The following is a 17,070-nucleotide window of genomic DNA, read 5'->3' as shown; positions in this document are numbered from 1 at the left end:
TGCCGATCTGTGGAATCGAACCACAGTGCGCCATCATCGGTTGCGTGCCGTTGTGTACGTGCGATTCAGTTAACGCCTGGATCCGTTTACCGGTCACGGATCAAATGCGGTATGACTGTGTGGCTTCGACCAGTTAGTGCTCGCGGGCTCAACACCTCGTTGCCTCGGTGCGCACACCCCGAGTCTATCGAACTCGTCTTCTACGAGCGGCCTCAACGGTACCTCTTTTCCAGGTGGGTTTCGAGCTTAGATGCGTTCAGCTCTTACCCCGTGTCACGTAGCTGCCCGGCACGTGCCCTCTCGGACAACCGGTACACCAGTGGTGACCAATCGTAGTTCCTCTCGTACTATACGATCGTTCCCGTCAGGTACCAAAACACCCCCAATAGATAGCAGCCGACCTGTCTCACGACGGTCTAAACCCAGCTCACGACCTCCTTTAATAGGCGAACAACCTCACCCTTGCCCGCTTCTGCACGGGCAGGATGGAGGGAACCGACATCGAGGTAGCAAGCCACCGGGTCGATATGTGCTCTTGCCGGTGACGACTCTGTTATCCCTAAGGTAGCTTTTCTGTCAGCAATCGCCCGCATCAAGCAGGCTGATTGGTTCGCTAGACCACGCTTTCGCGTCAGCGTTCCGTGTTATGAAGAACACTGTCAGGCTTCCTTATGCTCTTGCGCTCTTTTCCGGGTGTCCGACCCGGATGAGGAAACCTTGGGGCGCGCTCGATATCTTTTCGAGCGCGTACCGCCCCAGTCAAACTGCCCGGCTACCGGTGTCCTCCTCCCGGAGTGAGGGTCGCAGTCACCATCGGGTAGTATTTCAATGATGTCTCGGCGGCCCGCTGGCGCGGGTGCCTGCGTAACGACTCCTACCTATGCTGCACGATGGCGACCACGTCCCAGCGACAGCCTGCAGTAAAGCTCTATAGGGTCTTCGCTTCCCCTTGGGGGTCTCCAGACTCCGCACTGGAACGTACAGTTCACCGGGCCCAACGTTGGGACAGCGACGCTCTCGTTCATCCATTCATGCAAGCCGCTACTAAAGCGGCAAGGTACTACGCTACCTTAAGAGGGTCATAGTTACCCCCGCCGTTAACGGGTCCTTCGTCCCATTGTACTGGGTGTTCAGATACCCGCACTGGGCAGGATTCAGTGATCGTACGAGTCCTTTCGGATTTGCGATCACCTATGTTTTTACTAAACAGTCGGAGCGTCCGAGTCACTGCGGCCTGCCCCTCCACAGGGCAGGCATCCCTTATCGCGAACTTACGGGACTAATTTGCCGAATTCCCTAACGTCGGTTGATCCCGACAGGCCTTGGCTTTCGCCGCCATGAGTACCTGTGTCGGATCTCGGTACGATCGTTGTGCTCGGTTTTTCACGGGCTCCAGGTTGAACCGACTTTCGCTGTCCCGCCGTTCGTCCGCTTCGTGCCATTACGGCTTCCACGGACTTTGACGGTTCGACCGGGCGAGTGCCCGGCTCGGTCGGCCCCGAAGCGTCACCTTTCACTGCACAACGGTACTGGAATATTAACCAGTTTCCCGTTCGTCCCCTTCGAATTACGGGAGGACTTAGGATCGACTAACCCTCGGCTGATCAGCATTGCCGAGGAACCCTTACTCATTCGGCCGTCGGGGTTCTAACCCGACTAACGCTGCTACTATGACCAGGATTTTCGTCACCGATCGGTCCACGCGAGCTCTCGCCCGAGCTTCCATCCGACCGGAGTGCCAGTCTACACGATTGCGCTGTGAGGCGCACGGCCAGGTCTCGGTGGTGAACTTGAGCCCCGATCATTTTCGGCGCCGCAAACCTCGGCCGGTAAGCTGTTACGCTTTTCTTAGAGGGTAGCTGCTTCTAAGCTCACCTCCCGGCTGTCTAGGGCTTGCGACCACCTTCAATCGCACTTAGCTCACACTTGGGGACCTTAACCCGGCTCTGGGTTGTCTCCCTCACGGTGCACAGGCTTACCCCGGCACACCGGATTCCCTCCGTCGACGGCGTCCGTAGGTTCGGAGTTTGACAGGGGGGCGCACTCCTCTCGGAGTGCGGTCCCCCAATCGGTCGCTCTACCCCACGAACTACCTCGGGAGAGGTCATGCTTCGACATGTTTCGACTGGAACCAGCTGTTTCCGGACTCGATGGGCCTTTCACCCCTATACGCAAATCACGGGAGGGTATTGTAAGACACCAACCCTAACAGGCCTCCACGTGCCTTTCGGCACGCTTCACCTTGCATGCGCATAGATCGTCCGGTTTCGGGTCGTACCCGTCTGACTCCCCGCGCTTGAACACGGCGGCCCTCGTCGTAAGACTGCGGCCATGTCGGTTTCCCTACGCCTTCCCCGGTTCTCGGGTTAGGCTCGCCAAACAGGTACACTCCCTGGTTCGTTTTTCAAAACGCACGACGGAACACCGGCTCCCCCTGGGTCCTACTGCGGGTTCGCACCCGGTTCGTTCTCCAGGGGGCCTTTCGAGCCCCGTCGCTCGATCGCCAACTGATTTCAGGCCCTATTGCACCTCCCTTCTGAGGGTGCTTTTCAGCGTTCGCTCACGCTACTTGTTCGCTATCGGTCTCGAGGAGTGTTTAGTCTTGGCCGTCGATGCCGGCCGTATTGACGAGGGATATCCAACCCCCGCTACTCTGGAGCTGACGCACGCCGTACTGGTCCGTGTTACGGGGCTGTCACCCTGTATCGCGCTCCGTTCCAGGAGACTTCACACAGACGATCCGACGATGAGAGCCAGTCCGAACACCACATTGCCCGAAGGCTTCGGTTTGGACTGTATCGCTTTCACTCGCCGTTAGTCACGATATCCCGTTCGGTTTCTCTTCCTGCCGTTACTGAGATGTTTCAGTTGTCGGCGTTCCCCATTGCGCAAGGCAATTGCGAGAGGATTCCTATTCGGAGATCCCTGGTTCTTGGCCTCCATGCGGCTCCCCAGGGCTTATCGCAGCTTGGCACGTCCTTCATCGGCACTCGAGCCGAGCCATCCACCAGCTGGCACAGTAGCCACGCTGATATTGGATTTGTCACTGTGACCCGGTAAACGGATCCAGTGGACGTCTGAATCGCACGTACACACGGCGTCATCCGCACGCCTGGTGGCTGCCAGTGCGTGCATCAACCCTTCCCACCCGCGCTTGCACGGGGCGGTGCATCGGTCTCGTTCGGATTTGATCGAAGGTGCGTGCCCCACTTAAGGGACACGGTTTCGATCTCCTCCGGAGATGGACCCACTGGGATTCGAACCCAGGGCATCCTCCTTGCAAAGGAGGCACTCTACCACTGAGCTATGGGCCCGTCCCTCTCGGGAGGTGTTAGCCCTGGTAGTTCTGAGGTGCCCGATCGGAGTACGAACGGTCACGAACTACGGACCGCCTACAGTGGGTCAGGCGCGTCGGCCTGATCCCGGTCAGTAGGAGGTGATCCAGCCGCAGATTCCCCTACGGCTACCTTGTTACGACTTAAGCCCCCTTGCGAAGCCCAGATTCGACCGCCGTACGGCGGCCTCATCCGGACCTCACTCGGGTGCTTTGACGGGCGGTGTGTGCAAGGAGCAGGGACGTATTCACCGCGCCCTTCTGAGACGCGATTACTACCGAATCCAGCTTCATGCGGGCGGGTTTCAGCCCGCAATCCGAACTACGACCGGGTTTAGGAGATTAGCGCCCCCTCTCGGGGTGGCGTCCCACTGTCCCGGCCATTGTAGCCCGCGTGTAGCCCAGCACATTCGGGGCATACTGACCTACCGTTGCCCGTTCCTTCCTCCGTGTTGGCCACGGCAGTCTCCCTAATGTACCCAGCTACCACAAGGGTACTGCTGGCAATTAAGGATGCGGGTCTCGCTCGTTGCCTGACTTAACAGGACGCCTCACGGTACGAGCTGACGGCGGCCATGCACCTCCTCTCAGTGGCTCCAATAAGCTCATCACACTGATCTTCATCGCACACTGTCGGTGCTGGTGAGATGTCCGGCGTTGAGTCCAATTAAACCGCAGGCTCCTCCGGTTGTAGTGCTCCCCCGCCAATTCCTTTAAGTTTCATCCTTGCGGACGTACTTCCCAGGCGGCTCGCTTCTCGGCTTCCCTACGGCACAGCACTGGCTCGTAGCCAGTGCCACACCTAGCGAGCATCGTTTACAGCTAGGACTACCCGGGTATCTAATCCGGTTCGTGACCCTAGCTTTCGTCCCTCACTGTCGGATCCGTCCTCCCGAGGCGCTTTCGCCACCGGTGGTCCGTCCAGGATTACAGGATTTCACTCCTACCCCGGACGTACCCCTCGGGTCTTCCGGTCCCAAGCCGACTGGTTTCCGCCGGACGTCCGCTCGTTGAGCGAGCGGATTTCCCGACAGACCTGTTCGGCCAGCTACGGACGCTTTAGGCCCAATAATATTGGCCATCACTCGAGCTGCCGGTATTACCGCGGCGGCTGGCACCGGTCTTGCCCAGCTCTTATTCGCCTACCACCTTACGGTAGGAAAAAGCGAGGACTGTATGCCCTCGCACTTGGAGTCCCCTTATCGCACGTTCGTGCAGTGTAAAGGTTTCGCGCCTGCTGCGCCCCGTAGGGCCCGGTATCTTGTCTCAGATACCGTCTCCGGGCTCTTGCTCTCACAACCCGTACCGATTATCGGCACGGTGGGCCGTTACCCCACCGTCTACCTAATCGGCCGCAGCCACATCCTATGGCGCCGGAGCGTTTCGTGCTCTCTGTAATTCCAACGTGAGAGCGGTATTCGGTATTAGCCTCAGTTTCCCGAGGTTATTCCGATCCATAGGGTAGTTTGGCCACGTGTTACGGAGCTATTCGCCACGGGTCTGAACCCGTGCGACTAGCATGGCTAAATCGGACTCCAATAGCAATGGCCTCCGGCAGGATCAACCGGAATGGTCCTGAGCGAATGCTCAGGGTTAGGCGGGTACACAAAGTGTACACATTGCATGGTCCGTAGTTCGGTGACCGACCCCGTACTTCGACCGGGTGTCACCGAACTACCAGGGCTAACATCAGATCCCATCTGTACGGCGGACCGCAGGGGTGGAATCCTCATTTCCTTCGGACCTGATTGTTGGCTTCGATGGGTCATAAACCCTTCGAAGCTCCTCGAGAGAGGACGTCGATCCTCCCTCGGCAGGCCCGCGACTGTAGGACGCTGTGAACGCCCTACGATCACTGTGTCTCTTTCTCCGCATCACATCCGAATGCCCGTAACCACTTAAGGGCGTCGGATCGGTATCGGCGCCGGAATCGGATACCGGCGTCGACTTCGCGGTGTTCGATCCGACGCCCCTGAGTCGTATAAGGGCGTCGGATTCCCACCGGCGTTGGAACGCAACGCCAGCGGGGGATCGCCCCGATACCGCCCGGGGCGTCCTTCGCATCTCTTCGAATGGCAGGTACGTATATAAGGCCGTCGTTCGATCGGCGCTTCGTCTTGCGATACCATGAAGGGAAGTACCACGTTCGAAGGCGAACCCGGGAACCGTCGGACTCCGTGGTCAGGAGAGCGACGGCTCGTCACTCGGAGGGGTATCGCGCGGATGGAGGTCGGCTGGTCATCCCGTGGCCCGTGGACCGTCGGTCGGGCCGAGTGGTGTCCGCGCGTTCGTACGTGCGTCCGCGAAGGATGTATACGTGGCGAAACCCGTGGCTATCGGCCGGAAAGAACGACCCCCTCTCACCCTCGCACCTTACTCGTCGATATGTTCGATGCCCTGTTTCGAGACGTTCGCCTCGGTGATATCGCCCGGCATCCAGTCGGGGCTGTCCTCGGGGGCCGTCTGCTCCCACGCCCAGCCCTCGTAGATGTGGACCTTGTCGGTCCCCTTCTCCCGGAGTTGGATCGTCGTCCGGGTCGCTTCGTCCTCGCTCGGGGCGGGGTCGAGCCGACGGGCGGCCTTCAGGGCGGCCTGTCGGGGGGTGTTGCCCGAGAACACGCTCGATTCGTCACCGCTGTCTTCGCGCAGGGCGAAGTTTCGTTTACCGTCTTCGCGGACCATGATAATGCTCCATGTCAGTTCAACACATCCCTCATAATAAATATATCCCCCAAATCGAGTGCCGGCGGCCGGATCGTTTATATGTCGGTTCGGAACGGTGCCCGAAAGCAGCCGAGACCGGATCGTGATGTATGATGAGAAAACACTTATGTACGCCGTGGGCTGAACGTTCGGTAGAGTACCCCGATGGTGCGCAAAAAGAAGCTGAGCCCGAGTGGCGCCAAGGACGACCAGGGCCAGTATCACAACGTACATCTCAACCTCCACGAGGACGAACTGGCCGTCGCGGGGATGGATATCGGCGACGAGGTGTTCGTCCGCGTTCGAGAAGACAAGATCATCATCCAGAAGGCCGACAAGGACGAGGTCGAACACGACTTCTGACGGCCTGATTCGCGCGAGACAGTCCCGTATGTCGTTCTACTCTCTCCTTCGACCGGCGCTCTTTCGTCTCCCGGCCGAAACCGCCCACACCGTCGTCACGGATCTGCTGAACGTCGCCCAGCGAACGCCGGCGATGGCGGTCGTTCGCGACCGATACCGGATCTCCGACCCACGGCTCTCGACCGACCTCCTCGGCCAGCGGTTCCCGAACCCGGTCGGGGTTGCGGCGGGCTTCGACAAGAACGGCGAGTTCCCGCGAGCGCTGGCGGCGCTCGGGTTCGGGCACGTCGAGATCGGCGGCGTCACCGCCGACCCACAGGCCGGAAACCCGAAGCCCCGGATGTTCCGTCTCCCCGAGGACGGGGCGATCATCAACCGGATGGGGTTCAACAACGACGGCGCCGATCGGATCGGCGCACGCCTCGAAGCCACCGACCGCCCCGGGATACCGATGGGAGTGAACATCGGCAAGTCGAAGGCGGCGCCGGCCGAACGCGCACCCGAGGACTACCGCTACACCTACCGCCGACTCGCCGACTACGGCGACTTCTTCGTGGTCAACGTCTCGAGCCCGAACACGCCCGGACTCCGCGATCTCCAGGGTGAAACGCACCTCAGGGGGATCCTCGCCGCCCTTCGGGACGCCGGCGCGAACCCCCTGTTGGTCAAACTCTCGCCGGACCTCACCGAGGGGGCGATCGAGGACGCGATCGGGGTCGTCGAAGAGCTCGAACTCGACGGGATCATCGCGACCAACACGTCGACCGAGCGCCCCGAGAGCCTGCTGGGACGGCATCGAAACGAAACGGGCGGGCTCTCGGGCCGACCCATCGAACCCCGGTCGACCGAGGCGGTCCGATTCATCGCCAAGCGAACCGACGTGCCGGTCGTCGGCGTCGGCGGCGTCTTCACCGCCGAGGACGCCTACCGGAAGATCCGCGCGGGCGCGAGCCTCGTCCAACTCTACACCGGCTTGGTCTATCGCGGCCCCTCGATCGCCCGCGAGATCAACGAGGGGCTGCTCGCGCTGCTCGAACGCGACGGATACGAATCGGTAGAAGACGCCGTCGGCGCGGACCTCGATTAGGCGCGCGCCGAGTCGAACTCGATGTCGAGGTCCGCGAGCAGTTCCTCGGCCTCCTCGCGTTTCTCCTGGTGGTCGGCGAGGAACTCCCTCATCAGGACCGCCGCCTGCTCTTTACAGTCGCCACAGAGTCGCTCGCCGCCGACACACTCGTCGTACACCTCCTTTGCGAACTCGTCGTCGTCGCCCGCCAGCAGGTAGGCGTACAGTTCGTAGACCGGACACTCGTCGGCACGACCGCCGAGTTCGCGCTGGAGTTCCGCCGTCTCGCGCCCGCCCGTGGTCGCGGACTTGACCTTCTCGTAGCCCGTCTCGGGGTCGTCGAGCAGGCTGATGTGGCTCGCGGGCACCGACGAGGACATCTTTCCCCCCGTCAGCCCGGTCATGAAGCGGTGGTAGATCGAGGAGGGGGGGAGAAAGCCGTATCCCCCATGAGCGAGTTCGACCTCGCGGGCGAGGTCCTCGGCGTTCTCATGGGATAGCTCGAAGGCGTCGATGTGGCCCTCGTAGACGCGTTTTTCACCCGCTATTGCCTCGATCAGCGCCTCGAAAGCGTCGTCGGTGGCGTTTCGGTCGAGGAACCGAACCCGGGGTCGAAGCGGCTCCTTGCCCGCCGCTCGAAGCTTCTCGATCGCCGAGTCCAGCGCGCCAGGGTCGTGGAGGTCCGATGGCGTGTCGTGGGAAGCGAGCCAGTCGGCCGCCTCGACACACCGCGGCCGGTCGGGATCATCGGCGAAGGCCCCTCGCTCCTCGTAGGCGCGCGCGAGCACCGTCCGTTCGTCGGGGTCGGCCTCGAAGCTGGCGTAGGCCTCGGTGACGCCGAAGTACCGTGTTCGGGCGGCCAGGTCGCGTGCGAGCCGGACGTGCGGGTCCTGATCGGGACCGACGGGGATCACGGTGGGTTTCGGATCCGCCAACTGGGGATAGAGGATGTCGGCCATCTGGGTGACGACGCTCTGCATGTACGAGACGGAGGTCTCGCCCCCGAATCCGTAGATCGCCTCCATCTCCGAGAAGTTGACCTCGCTGCCGAGTTCGAACGCCAGGTCCTGCAGCCTCCGGTTGTCGGACTGGCGGTAGAGTTCGCCCTCCTCGGGGTCGAACCCGAGCGCGAGCAGGCTGAGGAGGTAGTCCCGAGCGTGCTCGTCGATCTCCGCCCACGAGAGGCCACGGGCGGAGTGGGCTTCGAGGTCGGCGATCAGCCCGTAGGTGTCGCCGCCCTGCTCCTGGTGCCAGATCAGCTCGTCGAAGACGAGTTTGTGGCCGACGTGGGGATCGCCCGTCGGCATGAACCCCGAGAGGGCGGCGAACGGCTCGCCCTCGCGCATGGCGCGGACCACGCGGTCGTACTCGCGGTGGCCGAAGATCACGCCCCGGCGCATCAGATAGTGGGGATCGGGCACCTCGGGGAGCAGCGCGTCGAACTCCTCGATGCCGAACTGCTCGAAGAGGTTCCGGTAGTCGTCGACCGTCGAGGAACCCCACGGGTCGAGCGCGACGTCGTCGACGGCTCCGCCGTCTGCTCGAGGGGTCCACGATCCCTCGCCGTCGGGAAGCGGGACCGCTTGGGTCGTCTCGTCGGCGCTCTCCGGCGCAGTGTCCCGGCGTTCGTCCTCGGGTTCGTCGATGGGTTCCTCCGTCATGGTGTGAGTCTGCCGACCGAGATCCAGGTCGGCTCCGTACCGTCGTTCGCGCTCGTCAGCGCAAAAACCATTCGCTTTCTGACCCCGTGTGCGAGGCGCACGTCGAGCGCGAGATCCCGCGGCGAGAGGACGCGCCCGGGGGGCAGTACCCGGACGAGGTACTCCGAGTGGCCCAGATCGTCGACCGACGCCACGTCGGCGTACACCCGGAAGTCCGCGCCGAACTTGAACCCGGTTTTGGGGACGACGCCCCGTTCGCGGAGCGCGCCGTAGGCCGCGAGCCGGCGGTCGAAGCGCTCGCCCTCGACCGCCCGGCCGCGATCGAGAACCGGATCGGCGATCGAGAGGGCACCCCGGCGGACGAGATGGGCGGCCTCGATCAACGATAGCTGGATCGGTCCGCCGTCGTCGCCCCCGCGGCCGGCCAGCGGCTGGCCGTAGAAGGCCTCGGCGAACAGCGTCTCCGGAGGGTTCCAGACGATCGCCCGATCCGCGAGCAGGTCCGCCCGGGCCGATCCCGAGAAATCGGTCGACGATCCCCCGATCGCGGGGTGCTCGACCTCGAAGTACGTCACCTCGCTCTCCTCGTCGACGACGGCGAGCGCACCCGCATCGAGCGCCGCGGGGATCGACTCGCGCTCGCCGACGACCCGCAGTTCGTAGAGCCGGTCGTCGTCCCACGGCCCCGAGCCGCGCTCGTAGACGACGAAGTCGGTCCCATCGGGCGGGTCGGCGACCCAGCCCGCGCGCGCGGGCGAGAGGTAAAACCCCCGCTCGCGGAGGTCGGCGTAGACGAGGTATCGGACGAAGAAGCCCGGGTCCTCGACCCGCCGGACGAACGCCGGGAAGTCGAGCCCCTCGACGGCGAGATCGCCCCGATAGAGCAGGTGGGCCGCCTCGACGGGGGCGAGCGCGATCTCGTTGCCCTCGAGCGGGCGGCCGTATCCCCGCGAGTCGTAGTAGCGCTGGCGGGCGTCGCCCCCGACGCGGATCACCCCGTTCTCGACCCGTCCCCGCGGTTCGTTCATGCCCGGTCTTGCGCGAGCGCTCCCAAAGGCTCACCGGTCGCTGCCACACGAAGCATCGAGACAGCGCCTCCCTCGGGGGGTCTCGAACCTCGGCAGGCCGCACTCACAGTCACCGACCACGACGCCGGTGGGGATCACGTAGCCCACTTCGCAGTCGGGGTAGTTCTCACAGCCCGCGAGCAACCCGCCGCGACGGATGATCCGGAGGGCCCCCTCGCAGTCCGGGCAGTCCCACTCGCTGTCGAACCGCTCCCTCACGGTCGCGTCGAGCGATTCGCATTCGCGGGAGATGCAGAGTTCGAATCGGTCGCCGCGCGCGACGGACATCCTCGGCAGGCCGCAGTCACAGGGTTCGTCGAGGACGCTCGCGCCGTCGGGCAGTCCGTAGCGGTTCTCACAGCCGAGACAGGAGACCGCGCCGCCGGCACGCACGAGCGCGCGCTCGCAGTCGGGACAGGTCCCGATGGGAATTCCCGCCTTCGAGCCGGGATACTCGCCGAAGCCGTAGGCGCACTGTGACTCGACGCGAAGCGTCTTCCCGCCGGCGATCGCGGTGATCGAAAAACCGCCGTTTCGGGTCCGGTCGACCGAGTCCGCCCGGGTGAGCCACGCCACGGGCTGGTAGCCGTCGGTATCGTGGACCAGTACGGTGTTGTCGGGTTTGAGCAGGACGACCACCTCGCCGCGGTGGGTGCCGTCGTCCGTGGAAACGAGACAGTCTCCGGCGAACACGGAGAGCGTATCGGGCGCGGGCATGGCTCCGATGGTCCGATTCCCGTACATGAACCTTCGCTCCGGCAGGACTATCCCCCGGGAGCAGGCAGGTCCGGTATGGACTGCGTGTTGTTCGACATGGACGGCGTGATCGTCGACTCGGAGAACTACTGGGTCGAACGCGAGCGCGAGGAACTGCTGCCGGCGGTCGTCGAGGAGGACGTGCCCGTGAGCGAGATCACCGGGATGAACTACAAGGAGATCTACGACTACCTCGAGTCGAACTACACGACGCGGGTCGATCGAGCGGAGTACATCGAGCGCTTCGAGGAGCTCGCCCACGAGATCTACACCGAACACGCCGAACTCATGCCCGGCTTTCGCGGCCTCCTCGCGGCCCTCCACGACGGCGGGATTCGAACGGCGATCGTCTCCTCCTCGCCGCCCGACTGGATCGAAGCGGTCACCGAGCGGTTCGAACTCGAGGGGTTCGACGGGATAATCAGCGCCGAGGACATCGACGGGCCCGGCAAGCCCGAGCCGGCGGTCTACGAGCACGCCGCCCGGGAGATGGGCGTCGCGCCCGAAGACTGCGTCGTCGTCGAGGACTCCGAACACGGCGTCGAATCGGCCGCCGCGGCGGGCGCGTACACGATCGCCTACGAGACGCCCACCAACGACGACCACGACCACTCGGCCGCAGACGAGGTCGTTTCGAGTCCCGACGAGCTGCGCGAGCGCCTGCTCGCGCTATGTGACGCGGACTGAACGGCTCTCGACGACGGACCCGAGCGGGAGGTCGGGAAAGACCACCTCGACGGTGTAGGTGAGCTTCTCGACATCTCCGCCGAACACGCCCACGGGGACCGTCGTCGAGCCGAGGAACGTCTCGCTTTCGGTCATCTCGATACCGTTGACGCTGACGCGAACCGCGGCGTTCGCCCCGCCCGCCGTCGACTCGATCGTCACCTCGCGGATCTCGTTCTCGCCGCGGGCGATCTCCTCGGGGAACGCGCCCCAGTCGATCGAGAGGGCGGGCAACGAAGCGGCGTTGTCCACCACTCGCTCGGCGACGCTCTCGGTCAGTCCGGCCTCGACCAGCCCCTCGACGCCCGCCGCCCGCACGTCGCCCGGCGATGTGATCCCCTCGCCCGCGAGCTTGCTCGCCCGACCGGGGCCGACCCCTGTGATTGCGGTCAGCCCCACCGCGTCGTCGCTCACGCCGTACTCGACGCGGCCCGCGATCCGGCTGACGAGGTTGGTCGTCCGGGGGTCGGCGAAGCGGTCACAGAACGACTGGAGGGCCGCGAGCAGTCGAAGCGCGTTCTGCCGGATCACCCACGCGTCGCCCGAGAGCTCCGAGGGCGTGGTCCCGGTCATCGCGCCCCGGAGGATGGCGAGTACCTTCCGCTCGCCCGCATCGAGGTCGCTTCCGCGCCCGCCCAGCGCCGCGTCGATCGCGTCGCGCTCGGACTGGCGGGCGCTGACGCTGTCGAACTCGCTGGCGCGCGCGACCGTCTCCAGCACGGCGGCCTCGTCGATCGACTCGCGGATCGCCAGATCGTGAAATCGCGCGGCGGTCGAGAGGCGGAGGTAGAACTTCGAGGCGAGCACTCCAAGCGGCGTGGTCCCGACCGAGAGGTCCTCGTTCACCTCGACGAACCCCCGGTCGACCAGCGAGTCGAGGGTGGCGCGCACGCGCTCGCGGAGCGTCTCGAAGCCGTACTCGGCGGGCTTGCTTCTGGCGCGGACGTAGTAGAACGTCGTCTCGAGCCAGTCCATCACGTCCTTGAGGCTCTCGATGGTCCCCATCGCGACCTCGGCGTTGAGGTGGGCGTCGAGGTCCTCGGCGAGGCGCGATTCGATCTCCTTTCCCTCCCGCAGCAGGCGGCGATACCGGTCGGCCTCCGAGCGGTCGCAGATCACCCAGCCGTACCCCACGTCGTCGTACCCCGGCCTGCCCGCCCGTCCGAGCATCTGTAACACGTCGAGCGGGCTCATGTCGACCTCGCCCTCGAGGGGATCGTGGTACTTCGTATCGCGGATCACGACACAGCGAGCGGGGAGGTTCACGCCCCACGCGAGCGTCGAGGTCGAGAACAACAGTTGGATCTCCCCCGACTTGAACCACCCTTCGATCAGGTCCCGGTCGTTCTTCGAGAGGCCGGCGTGGTGGAAACCGACGCCGTCGAGCGCCGACTGTCGGAGCGTGTTGTTCTCCAACCGCTGAGTTTCGGTGTGGAAGTCGTAGTCGCCGCGTGCGCCCATCGGAACGTCGCGCTCGACCAGTTCGTCACGGGCCTTCTTCGCGGCCTGCACGGTGTCCTGTCGGGAGGCGACGAAGACGAGCGCCTGGCCGTCCTCCCGTATGTGGGGTTCGGCGAGGTCGAGCGCGCGATAGAGCCGGCGGTACTTGTCGGCGAACGTGTTCTCGCCGTGCGAGTAGGTCTTCACGTCGGCGTGCAGATCGACGGGGCGGTACTCCTCGCCGAAGGCGAACGTGGTCTCGGGACCCGCGTCAAGCCAGTCGGCGACGTCCTCGATGTTGGGCATCGTCGCCGAGAGCGCGACGATCCGTGGGTCGCAGAGCCGCCGCAGCCGCGAGACCGTCACCTCCAGCACCGACCCCCTCCGATCGGAATCCAGCAGGTGGACCTCGTCGATCACGCAGCAGTCGACGTCGGTGACGAAGTCGTAGCGCCGAGACTCGTGTTTTCTGGTCGCTGAATCGGCCTTCTCGGGCGTCATCACGAGGATGTCCGCGCGCCGCGCCCGGCGGGGGTTGAGGTCGCGCTCGCCGGTGACGACGTACACCGAGTAGCCGAGGTCCTCGAAGCGTTCCCACTCGCCCTCCTTCTCGTTGGTCAGCGCGCGCATCGGCGCGATGAAGAGCGCGGTTCCGTCCTCCCTGAGAGCGCGACAGATGGCGAGTTCCGCGAGCGCCGTCTTTCCAGAGGCCGTGGGCGCGCTCGCGACGACGTTTTCGTCGCTCTCCAAGAGGGCGGGCAGCGCCTCGCGCTGCATCGCGTTGAACGACTCGAAGGGGAAGGCCTCCGCGAACTCGGGGAGCGCCTCGGCGACCTGCATCTATCGGGTAGGGGAACCGGCGAAGGAAAGGCGTTTCTAGTCCGTTCGACGGAACGATCCCCGCAGGTTTTTGGCGTGGCGCTCCCCACTACCGCCAATGAGCCTCTCGCGCAAGCCCGACTGGCTGAAGACGCGCCCGCCGTCGGGCCGGGAGTTCGCCGGGATCAAACGCACCCTGCGCGAGCACGACCTCCACACCGTCTGCGAGGAAGCGAACTGTCCCAACCTCGGGGAGTGTTGGGGTGGTGGCGCGTCGGGAGACGGGGGCACCGCCACCTTCATGCTGATGGGCGATCGCTGCTCGCGGGGCTGTAACTTCTGTGACGTCGCCACGGGGGGAATGGAGCCGCTCGATCCGGACGAGCCCGCGAACGTCGCGAGCGCGATCGCGGAGATCGGCCTCGATTACGTCGTGCTCACGAGCGTCGACAGGGACGACCTGCCCGATCAGGGCGCGGGCCACTTCGCCGAGACCATCAGGGAGATCAAGGCCCGCCATCCGGGTATCCTCGTCGAGGTGCTGATCCCGGACTTCCGGGGCGAACCCGAGCTAGTTCGGAAGATCACCGAGGCCGAACCCGACGTGATCGCCCACAACATCGAGACGGTCGAACGACTCCAGTTCCCCGTCCGCGACCGGCGGGCGGGCTACGAGCAGAGCCTCTCGGTGCTCGAACAGGTCAGCGGGGAATCGGAGATCCACACGAAGACGAGCCTCATGTTGGGCGTCGGCGAGCATAGTCACGAGATCTACCAGACGCTCTCGGACCTGCGCGAGGCCGAGGTCGACGTCGTGACGCTGGGTCAGTACCTCCAGCCCTCCCGAAGCCATCTCGACGTCTCCCGGTACGTCCACCCCCACGAGTTCGAGACGTGGCGCCGCGTCGCCGAGGAGGAACTGGACTTTCTGTACTGTGCGTCGGGGCCGATGGTCCGCTCGTCGTACAAGGCGGGCGAGCTGTTCGTCGAGGCGGTGCTCCGGGAGGGAGCGAGCGTCGAGGACGCACGCCGGGCGGCCCGGGCTGCTGGGAACTAGCCCCACCCCCGGGGCGTCCGAGACGTATCTATATAGGCCACATACTAATCCGGAATAGAATATATAAATTATATTGGAAATATAAAAGTAAAAATGGGGATGCCACGAGATACCACGTGCATGGTTCTGACAGAACTCACACGGCGGCGGGCACTAGAGGTGCTGGCGCTTTCGGCGGTCGGCGCCACCGGCGTCGGCGCGGCCGACGACGGAGAGGGCGAGGGCCACGACCACGACGAGGAGGGACCGACGCTCAACCGGTTTGCGACCTCGATCATCGGCGCGGAGGTGACGGGGATGTTCATCACGCGCGAGGGACGGTTCTTCTTCAACGTCCAGCATCCCGACACGGATCTGGACGGCGAGGACGAACCCGGCATCGTCGGCGGGGTGCGGGGACTGAACATCAACGACCTGCCGAGGGACTTTCCCTCCGTTCAGATCCCGGCGGGCGACGACGACGATTACGGGGACGGCGACGGCACTCCGGAGTCCTACGACCGGATGGTCCAGACGGCGATGGGCTCGTATCAGCCGATTCTGGAGGGCGGCACCGACATCGGCGACGGCGAGCGTTTGGGCGTCCCGACGACGCCCGGCGGCGAGGCGTTGACCGAGGGGATCAACCCGGACTACAACGGTTACATCCCCATCGAGGAGGCCTCGAAGGGAAAGACGAACGAGGGGTACCTCTTCACCAACTGGGAGGACTTCCCCGGGCTGATGACGCGGATTCACGTCGTCTCGCGTGGAACCGGCCCCTGGCAGGTGCTCGGGGCCCAGAACGTCGACTTCCGGCCCGTCGAGGGGACGCTGTTCAACTGCTTCGGCACCGTCTCGCCGTGGGAGACGCCCCTCTCCTCGGAGGAGAACTACCTCGACGACACGGCCGCGTGGAACGATCCCGAGAAGGAGGGGTTCCCGAACGCCGACGACATCGAACAGATCGCGAAGTACCTCGGCTACGAACCCAACGACGAGGGGATCTACGACGAGGAGTTCCCCAACCCGTATCGCTACGGCTACATCCTCGAGATCGAGGAGCCACACGCCGAGGAGCCGATCCCGACGAAACAGTTCGCGCTCGGGCGCTCGACCCACGAGAACGCGGTCGTGATGCCCGACGAGAAAACGGCCTACACCACCTCGGACGGCACCGCACGCGGGTTCTACAAGTTCATCGCCGACGAGGCGGGCGACCTCTCCTCTGGAACGCTGTACGCCGCGAAGGCGATCCAGCAGGGCCCGGTCGGGGGCGACCCCGCGGACGTCGGGTTCCAGCTCGAGTGGATCGAACTCGGCCACGCCGACAACGAGGAGATCGAGTCCTGGATCGCCGAGTACGACGACGTCACCCAGGCGGATTACACCGAGGGCGAGACCAGCTACATCACCGACGAGGAGGTCGAGCGGTGGGCAGTGGGGAACGCCGAGGACGACCGGGTCGCCTTCCTCGAGACGAACCGCGCGGCCGGCGCGCTCGGGGCGACCGACGAGTTCCGCAAGATGGAGGGCGTCAACATCCGTCGGGACGCCGAGATCGGCGACTACGCCTACGTCGCGATGTCCGAGACCAACCAGACGTTCCTGCCCAACGAGGCGGCCGCCGAGGAGTTCCACGACGACGAGGACCACATCCAGGTAAACGGCGACGAGTGGGGCGCGGTCTACCGGATGCGTCTCTACGGCGAGGGCGAGCGCTGTGGCGACCGGACCGCCGAGCACGACTACGACCTGCTCCGGATGGAGCCGGTCGTCACCGGCGGCCCGAACGCCAACATCTGCGGGGGCTGTCCCTACGACGCGCGTCCCGACTCGAAGAGCACCGTCTGCACCGACTGCTCGTTCAACCCCGCCAAGGAGAGCGAGGAGGGCGTCGTCGGCAGGGGCATGGAGACGATCGAGACCGTGTTCACCAAGCAGGGCTTCGACCCCTCGACGACGATCGCCAACCCCGACAACATCGTCGTGATGGACGACGGCCGCGTGGTCATCGGCGAGGACAGTTCCTTGCGGGGTCACGAGAACAACATGGTCTGGGTCTACGACCCCGACGAGTGAGGCGGTTTCCCACGAAC

The 17,070-nt window shown here is 64.5% G+C and carries 10 protein-coding genes, 1 tRNA gene and 2 rRNA genes; 5 read left to right on the top strand and 8 right to left on the bottom strand.

Going from position 1 to position 17,070, the window contains the following annotated elements; all coding sequences use genetic code 11:
* Nucleotides 1-114: 114 nt before the first annotated feature.
* The 4 genes from QRT08_RS13835 to QRT08_RS13820 form a co-directional block, all read right to left on the bottom strand.
* Nucleotides 115-3,032, bottom strand: a 23S ribosomal RNA gene (locus QRT08_RS13835).
* A 210-nt stretch (nt 3,033-3,242) separates the two neighbouring features.
* Nucleotides 3,243-3,314 (bottom strand) — tRNA-Ala (locus tag QRT08_RS13830).
* A 117-nt stretch (nt 3,315-3,431) separates the two neighbouring features.
* Nucleotides 3,432-4,905: ribosomal RNA gene (locus tag QRT08_RS13825) — 16S ribosomal RNA — on the bottom strand.
* The 16S and 23S rRNA genes sit together here with 1 tRNA gene alongside, the layout of an rRNA operon.
* Nucleotides 4,906-5,707: 802 nt before the next feature.
* A complete protein-coding gene (locus QRT08_RS13820; protein WP_286046550.1) occupies nt 5,708-6,016 on the bottom strand; it encodes a non-histone chromosomal MC1 family protein in 309 nt (102 codons plus the stop codon).
* Nucleotides 6,017-6,202: 186 nt separating this feature from the next.
* On the opposite strand from QRT08_RS13820, the gene QRT08_RS13815 reads away from it, so the two are divergent.
* On the top strand, nt 6,203-6,400 hold the full coding sequence (locus QRT08_RS13815; RefSeq protein WP_008419196.1) for a hypothetical protein: 198 nt from the start codon (nt 6,203-6,205) through the stop codon (nt 6,398-6,400).
* Between the two features lie 28 nt (nt 6,401-6,428).
* The gene (locus QRT08_RS13810; RefSeq protein ID WP_286046549.1) at nt 6,429-7,487 is read left to right on the top strand and encodes a quinone-dependent dihydroorotate dehydrogenase; all 1,059 of its coding nucleotides are present in this window, start codon (nt 6,429-6,431) and stop codon (nt 7,485-7,487) included.
* Here QRT08_RS13810 and QRT08_RS13805 read toward each other — a convergent pair.
* Genes QRT08_RS13805 through QRT08_RS13795 form a run of 3 tightly spaced genes read right to left on the bottom strand, consistent with a single transcriptional unit; the run spans nt 7,484 to nt 10,911 of the window.
* Complete coding sequence (locus tag QRT08_RS13805) at nt 7,484-9,127, bottom strand: tryptophan--tRNA ligase (protein ID WP_286046548.1); 1,644 nt, start codon at nt 9,125-9,127, stop codon at nt 7,484-7,486. The two genes, QRT08_RS13810 and QRT08_RS13805, sit on opposite strands and share 4 nt — an antisense overlap.
* Nucleotides 9,124-10,155, bottom strand: coding sequence for a tRNA-intron lyase (gene endA / locus QRT08_RS13800; protein ID WP_286046547.1), 1,032 nt, complete (start codon nt 10,153-10,155; stop codon nt 9,124-9,126). The genes QRT08_RS13805 and endA overlap by 4 nt, the downstream gene beginning before the upstream one ends.
* 30 nt (nt 10,156-10,185) lie before the next feature.
* Nucleotides 10,186-10,911: a DUF91 domain-containing protein gene (locus QRT08_RS13795; RefSeq protein WP_286046546.1), complete on the bottom strand. Its 726-nt coding sequence runs from the start codon at nt 10,909-10,911 to the stop codon at nt 10,186-10,188.
* A gap of 75 nt (nt 10,912-10,986) precedes the next feature.
* Here QRT08_RS13795 and QRT08_RS13790 point away from each other — a divergent pair, with 75 nt between their 5' ends.
* On the top strand, nt 10,987-11,637 hold the full coding sequence (locus tag QRT08_RS13790; RefSeq protein WP_286046545.1) for an HAD family hydrolase: 651 nt from the start codon (nt 10,987-10,989) through the stop codon (nt 11,635-11,637).
* Here the strand turns inward: QRT08_RS13790 and QRT08_RS13785 are convergent.
* Complete coding sequence (locus QRT08_RS13785; protein ID WP_286046544.1) at nt 11,620-13,956, bottom strand: DEAD/DEAH box helicase; 2,337 nt, start codon at nt 13,954-13,956, stop codon at nt 11,620-11,622. The genes QRT08_RS13790 and QRT08_RS13785 overlap by 18 nt on opposite strands.
* 97 nt (nt 13,957-14,053) lie before the next feature.
* On the opposite strand from QRT08_RS13785, the gene lipA reads away from it, so the two are divergent.
* Both lipA and QRT08_RS13775 read left to right on the top strand, forming a co-directional pair.
* Nucleotides 14,054-14,992: a lipoyl synthase gene (lipA, locus tag QRT08_RS13780; RefSeq protein ID WP_286046543.1), complete on the top strand. Its 939-nt coding sequence runs from the start codon at nt 14,054-14,056 to the stop codon at nt 14,990-14,992.
* Nucleotides 14,993-15,112: 120 nt separating this feature from the next.
* Nucleotides 15,113-17,053 carry an alkaline phosphatase PhoX gene (locus QRT08_RS13775; RefSeq protein ID WP_286046542.1) on the top strand — a complete coding sequence of 647 codons (1,941 nt, stop codon included), beginning with the start codon at nt 15,113-15,115 and terminating at the stop codon, nt 17,051-17,053.
* Nucleotides 17,054-17,070 lie beyond the last annotated feature (17 nt).

The organism is Halalkalicoccus sp. NIPERK01, from assembly GCF_030287405.1.
Classification (GTDB): domain Archaea; phylum Halobacteriota; class Halobacteria; order Halobacteriales; family Halalkalicoccaceae; genus Halalkalicoccus.
The sequence above is the reverse complement of the archived record's forward strand: the minus strand, read 5'-3'. Positions and strand labels throughout refer to the sequence as shown.